The sequence below is a fragment of the Synechococcus sp. R55.7 genome, from assembly GCF_047461955.1.
In the GTDB taxonomy this organism is placed as follows: Bacteria; Cyanobacteriota; Cyanobacteriia; order Thermostichales; family Thermostichaceae; genus Thermostichus.
Window position 1 is genome coordinate 1 of the sequence record NZ_JANSIC010000158.1, and the last position, 5,977, is coordinate 5,977.

The 5,977-nt window shown below is 53.0% G+C and carries 7 protein-coding genes; 3 read left to right on the forward strand and 4 right to left on the reverse strand.

The features are described 5' to 3' along the window. Positions 1-158: 158 nt before the first annotated feature. Both NW820_RS08975 and NW820_RS08980 read right to left on the reverse strand, forming a co-directional pair. On the reverse strand, positions 159-755 hold the full coding sequence (locus NW820_RS08975; RefSeq protein WP_414407297.1) for a Uma2 family endonuclease: 597 nt from the start codon (positions 753-755) through the stop codon (positions 159-161). A 65-nt stretch (positions 756-820) separates the two neighbouring features. Beyond that, complete coding sequence (locus tag NW820_RS08980) at positions 821-1,567, reverse strand: rhomboid family intramembrane serine protease (RefSeq protein WP_414407298.1); 747 nt, start codon at positions 1,565-1,567, stop codon at positions 821-823. Positions 1,568-1,774: 207 nt separating this feature from the next. Between NW820_RS08980 and NW820_RS08985 the strand changes: the two genes are divergently transcribed. Then, positions 1,775-2,449, forward strand: coding sequence for a response regulator transcription factor (locus tag NW820_RS08985; RefSeq protein ID WP_414342386.1), 675 nt, complete (start codon positions 1,775-1,777; stop codon positions 2,447-2,449). Between the two features lie 88 nt (positions 2,450-2,537). Further along, on the forward strand, positions 2,538-3,482 hold the full coding sequence (locus tag NW820_RS08990; protein ID WP_414342385.1) for a hypothetical protein: 945 nt from the start codon (positions 2,538-2,540) through the stop codon (positions 3,480-3,482). Between the two features lie 172 nt (positions 3,483-3,654). Here the strand turns inward: NW820_RS08990 and psb35 are convergent, their stop codons facing one another. Beyond that, positions 3,655-3,963, reverse strand: a complete 309-nt coding sequence (gene psb35, locus NW820_RS08995) for a photosystem II assembly protein Psb35 (RefSeq protein ID WP_414331646.1) — start codon at positions 3,961-3,963, stop codon at positions 3,655-3,657. Positions 3,964-4,100: 137 nt separating this feature from the next. Then, on the reverse strand, positions 4,101-4,319 hold the full coding sequence (locus NW820_RS09000; RefSeq protein ID WP_011433585.1) for a hypothetical protein: 219 nt from the start codon (positions 4,317-4,319) through the stop codon (positions 4,101-4,103). 184 nt (positions 4,320-4,503) lie between these two features. Between NW820_RS09000 and NW820_RS09005 the strand changes: the two genes are divergently transcribed. Beyond that, positions 4,504-5,781 (forward strand): cysteine desulfurase, encoded by a 1,278-nt coding sequence (locus NW820_RS09005; protein WP_414407299.1) that lies wholly within the window; start codon positions 4,504-4,506, stop codon positions 5,779-5,781. Positions 5,782-5,977 lie beyond the last annotated feature (196 nt).

A 5,977-nucleotide genomic window follows, 5' to 3' on the forward strand; every position in this document is an offset into this window, starting at 1 on the left:
CCAGCCTCTACGACCAATCCACTAACGCTTTGGTGGCGCTGCTGCGGCAGGAGCTGCCTCAAACTGGTGAGACGGTTGCCCAAGCTCCTGCCCTCTACAACAACTGAATGTTGAATTTGAATTGAGAATTGAGGGATGGAAGGAGATCCACTCTTTTTCTATCCCGCATTGGACTTGTGGCTCTCGCCAGCTTGAACTTGCATCCAGCCGAACAAAGTTGCGATTGTCAGTTGGATCCCTTGGGCAAACGCAGGAGTGGGGATCACCTCTTGGGGATCCTCATGCACCGTCGGCTGCTGCCCGGCAGGGTAGGCGAAAACAACCCTTTCTTCGGGAGCCACGATCCACCCCATTTGGCAGCCGTGATCCAGGCCGATCAAGATTTTTTTGACCAGCTTCATTGGATTTTGATCGGGAGAGAGAATCTCGATCATCCAATCAGGGCAAAAGGGGATGAGATTTTGAATGGTGCCATCTTCATCCACAGGGATCCGATCCCAGGGGATCACAGAAATATCGGGCACAATCGCGTATCCGGCGAAGGTGCAGCGCAGCTCTGGAAATGCCATTCCCAGTTGAGAAGGCTCCAACATCTCGTTAATGAAGCTACCCAGTTTTAGTTGGAGACGGCTATGTTTTCCCTGTGGCATGGGCTTCTGGATAATTTCTCCTTTGATGAACTCGCTGGCGGGCTGAGTTTCCGGCTGTTGTAGAAAGTCTTCCAGAGTTAGAGGCTTGGCAGATAGACTGACCATGGCTTTCTCCCATCACGCTGCTATCCGATTAACAATAGACTGAGAAAGTATCAAAGCTGATCAAATCAAAACAGATCCCTGTCACGTTGTTGCCAAGTCATTTGGCGGTCATAAGGGCTTTTGCCGGAAAACAACCCCATCAGCGGCCCCAAAATGGCCCCAAACACAAAACCGCCCGCATGGGCCCAATAGGCAATCCCCCCACCCTGCATACCGATGTTGGTAGGCGTCTGTAGGCTGGCAATGCCGTAGAAGGCTTGCTGGATGAACCAAAAGCCCAGGAACACCCAAGCCGGAACGTAGAGGGTTGTGATGAAAATACCCAAGGGCACCAAGGTTAGGATCTCGGCCCGTGGAAAACGCAAAATATAGGCTCCCAATACGCCAGCAATAGCGCCGCTTGCCCCCAGTGAAGGAATGGGGGATCCCATGTCGAAAAACCACTGCGTTAATGCAGCCAAAGCTCCGCAAGCCAGGTAGAAGATGAGGTAGCGCACATGGCCCAAGCGATCCTCAACGTTGTTGCCGAAAACCCACAAAAAAAGCATGTTCCCGCCAATGTGGAGAAAGCCCCCATGCAGAAATTGTGAGGTGAATAGGGTTATCCATTCCGGACGCGACGAAGAGGTGAGCTCCCCTCGAAAACTGGCCGTCAACTCTATCGGTACCACTGCCCACTCCCGGAAAAAAGCTGCCAGCTCTTGTGGCGACAGGGTTAGCTGGTACAGAAAAATTAAGATGTTAACGATCACCAGGGCATAAGTGACATAGGCTGTGCGGGTGGTTGGGTTGCGATCTTGCAGGGGTACCACAGTTCAGATCCGGTTGACGTCACCCTCTAGCCTAACCTGTCCTTTCCCACCCCCCCAGGCTCACCTCTAAGCCCCTACCTGAGGCTACACTGGGGTAGTCGGCTGGGAGCTATGCTTGCAGACGGATCCCTTGCCGACGAACGCATCTCGGCCAAGCTCGCTCGGCAGAGAATGGACTACAAGATAAGGATTTAGAGGAGTGGATTGATGCCCGAGGTTGAAAGCGCCACTGCCCCGCTCAAGTTTTTGATCGTCGAAGATCATCCAGAGGTGGCCCAGAACAACTGTGAGTGGCTGCAACGGATTGCAGCCGATGCTCAGTGCATTACGGTCACCAACCCTATGGACGCCATCCTGCGCTTGCAGCGGGAACAACCGGACTTGGTTGTAGCCGATCTGCTCTACGGTCAAACCAGCGGGGAGCAGTCTGCCGAGCCTGGCCTAGAGTTCCTGCGTCATATCTTTGAGAACTACCCCACCCTAAATGTGATGGCCTATTCCAGCGAGCCGCTGCTGCTAACTCCATTGGTGGGCCTGATCAGCAAACACCAGGGTGGGTTTGCCGCGGTCAACAAAATGGAACGGCGCACCGTGTTTCTGGAGGGGGCCAAAAGCGCCCTGAATGGAGAATTGCGCATGCCGCGGGAGTTGCGCGGTCTTACGAAGCTGACAGAACGAGAAATTGAGGTCTTGAACTTGCTCTGCAAAGAAGCCCTCACCGATCAGGCCATCGCAGATCGCATTCACACCAGCAAGAAGACCGTACAAAACTGTATCCAGAGGCTCAAAGAAAAGTTGGATATTTTCGGCTCTGAGGATGAGATCAATGCTCGCGTTGCCATGTGTATGACAGCCGTTCAGAAAAAGATTATCCAGTGGTGAAACAGAATAGATTATGAGTTTGTCTCTAAACACTACTTTGGCATAGATTGCCAATGGAGCTTATCCAAGAAGTGAGGGGGGATAAGTGATGTTATTAGAGGCCGAGACAAAGCTGGTACGGGATAAGTCACTGGGATACCTCGTAACAACAGAAGAAACGCCAATCGAGAAATGGAGCCCTTTTACTTTGCTGATGCGTGTTGTGTCGGTATCTTTATCTACATTGCTACTTATTGGACTTCCTATCTTCGCAGTTCTATCGGCAATACTTTCTGCCTTAGGGACATGGATCCCTAGCACTTTGGCCAGTGGCATACCTCCTATTGCTATGGCTTTTTCTGGATTGTTGGGTGGTTTATCGATGCTTCTTTGGTACTATTGGTACTCAAATCAACCCTATAAATCTAGGGTTGTTATTTTGAGCAATGGCTTCATTTATCATGACATCTATCGTGACATCCTAGGAAAGCAGAACAGACTTGCCTATAGGTATAACGAAATTGTCTCAGTGAACGTGGACTTCAGAAAGAAGAGTGTCGGTTTTGTCAAATCAGAATGCTACCCATACTACAGCTACTACATCAATTGCCAAGGAAATCCTGTCGTATCTATATCTTCCCCGTCTTTGCCTTTGATGAGGTATGTAGCCAGCTACATTTGCTCCACGCGCTGGAAAGGCATGAGAGAAGCAATTGAGCGTGGACAAGAGGTTTCATTTGGATGCGTTGCCATAAGTAGGGAGTACGTTAGAGTCGAGGATTTCGGTTCTTCAGAGCGATTGTTATTTAGGATCCAGGCTATCAAAGAGATTAAGCTGTGCATTGATAGTGAGGATGGTTACGTATTCCGCCTGGAGTTTATCTCAGGGTCTAGGTCAACAAAGAGCTCTGATTGTTACTTCCGCTGTGACAAGGTAGATAACTTCCATCTATTTTTCAAGACACTCAAGCTTGTGGGTATCCCTATGAACCTTTCTGAGCTTCCAGCACGTCTCACCTTTGAGAATCATATTAGACAGGCAACAGATGGCTAGACACCAACCGAATGGAGGAGGCACCGATCTTTGGGTACAGCCTTTCCAGGAGATAAGCGAGGTAGTACTGCACGGCAAAGACAAAGAGCACGCATGAGGAAAAAGCAGGCTTCCATAGCTTCCGCCTTTATTTCCTCGAGACGACTGGGCGCCGGACAGCTTTCAACTTGGATCAGTGGATCCCCAGTGCAGAGGCAAACACGCTGTGGCCCACTATGGCCTCTACCACAACACTGATGGCAAACCCCAGCATGGCCAGCCGTCCGTTCCATCGCTCAGCCTTCTCCGTCCAGCCAATCTCCCACTCCGGCGGGGTATCGCCGTCTTGACCGTACTGCGGCACGTACCGCGGGCGACCGGCGCCTTCCCAGCCAGCAGGGCGCTTGGAGTTGAAGAAAGCCATCGAGCCAATCACAACAGCGGCCACCAGCCCGGCCACCATGACGGCAATGTAGGGGAGGAAGGGATTGTCAAGCATCATCGGACTGTCGAGATAGGGATTGAAGGGTGAAAAAGCTCCCAAAAAGGGTAGAGCTGTAACATCTCAAAGCCGAAGAGAAAGTCTGTGAGATGTCCAATGTGGCTCTACCGAAAAGTTCTTCGACAAATTATTGCAGGTTATTGCAGACCTAGCCACTGGGCGAGAGTGCTGGCAAAAACACTGTGGCCCAGCACCGCTTCTGTAGCAATGCTGATCACCAAGCCCAACATGGCCAAGCGTCCATTCCAACGCTCCGCTTGCTCTGTCCAGCCTGGGATCCAGTCGTTGGTGGTGTCGTAGTACTGGGCAACAGAAGCGGAGTCCAGACGAGAAGGGATTCTGGGAGACGATTGCATTGCTAATACCTCGTATTGGTTGCTGTAACCAAACTTAACACAAGGTTACATTTTGTGACAAGTTTCGCTTTCAGGTCAGGGCGGAAGGGATCCCTGGATGCTGGAAGGGATTGGGCGGATGGGTTTGCCGAAGGCTGGCCGGAAGCGATGTCATACTGAGGGAAGCAGGCTTTTTGCGCAGACCATGGCGGTATCCCCCCTTTCTTCTCTCAAGCTTGACCATTCTTTCGACCTGGCTGCCCAGGTGCGGTCAGATTTTCCGATTTTGCAGCGCCAGGTCAACGGCCACCCGCTAATTTACTTTGACAATGCCGCCACTTCTCAAAAGCCACTGGCGGTTATGCAGGCGATGGATCATTACTATCGACACTGCAACGCCAACGTGCATCGCGGGGTGCATACGCTGAGCAACGAAGCCACAGATGCCTATGAGGGGGCGCGGGAAAAGATCGCTCGTTTTGTGAACGCGCCTTCTCCTCAGGAGATCATCTACACCCGCAATGCCAGCGAAGCCATCAATCTGGTGGCCTACAGTTGGGGCTTGAGCCATCTGGAGCGGGGGGATGAGATCGTCCTCTCGGTGATGGAGCATCACAGCAACCTGATCCCGTGGCAATGGGTGGCCCAAAGGACGGGAGCCCACCTCAAGTTCATCCAGATCACGCCAGAGGGAGAGCTGGATCTGGAGCACTACCGGTCTTTGCTCAGCGACCGCACCCGCTTGGTGGCGGTAACCCAGGTCTCCAACATGCTGGGATCCATCAACCCCGTTCAGGAGATTACTGAACTGGCCCATCGTTACGGAGCCAAGGTTTTGCTGGATGCCTGCCAGAGCGTGCCCCACATGCCTGTGGATGTCCAGGCGCTGGATTGCGATTGGTTGGCCTTTTCGGGGCACAAGATGTGTGGCCCAACGGGGATTGGCGTCCTCTACGGCAGGCGGGAGCTGCTGCGAGCGATGCCCCCTTTTTTGGGTGGGGGAGAGATGATCGCCGATGTGTACTGGGATCACGCCACCTATGCGGATATCCCCCACAAATTTGAGGCTGGTACGCCGGCGATTGCCCAGGCGGTGGGGCTGGGGGCAGCCGTAGATTACTTGAGCCAGATCGGTCTGGAGCGGGTTCATGCCCATGAACAAAGGTTGATTACCCACCTGTTGGACGGGATCCAGCACATAGCGGGTATTACGGTTTATGGCCCCAAGGATCCGGCGCGACGGGCAGGGCTGGTTAGCTTTTCGGTGGAGGCTGTCCATCCCCATGACCTGTCTACTTTGCTGGATGAGCAAGGCATTGCCGTTCGAGCGGGGCACCACTGCACTCAACCCCTCCATCGCTATTTGGGAGTACAATCCACTGCCCGAGCCAGTGTTTACCTGTACAACACGTTGGCGGAGGTGGATCGCTTTTTAGACGTGTTGGCAGAAGCGGTGGAGTTCTTCGGCGCTGCCCTAAGCTAGGGATCCGGGATAGACCTCTGAAGAGATGAGGTAGACTCATGCCTTGGGATCTGGGGCGGTTCTGGAACACGCTCACCTACTATGAGGCCCTGCCTTGGGCTGAGGTGTGGCGTCGGGTTCAAAATGGGTTCCAGGCCGTGGAGGATGATTTTGTGCCACCTTCTCTTTCCGAGCCGGTCGCTATCCAGATAGGGGT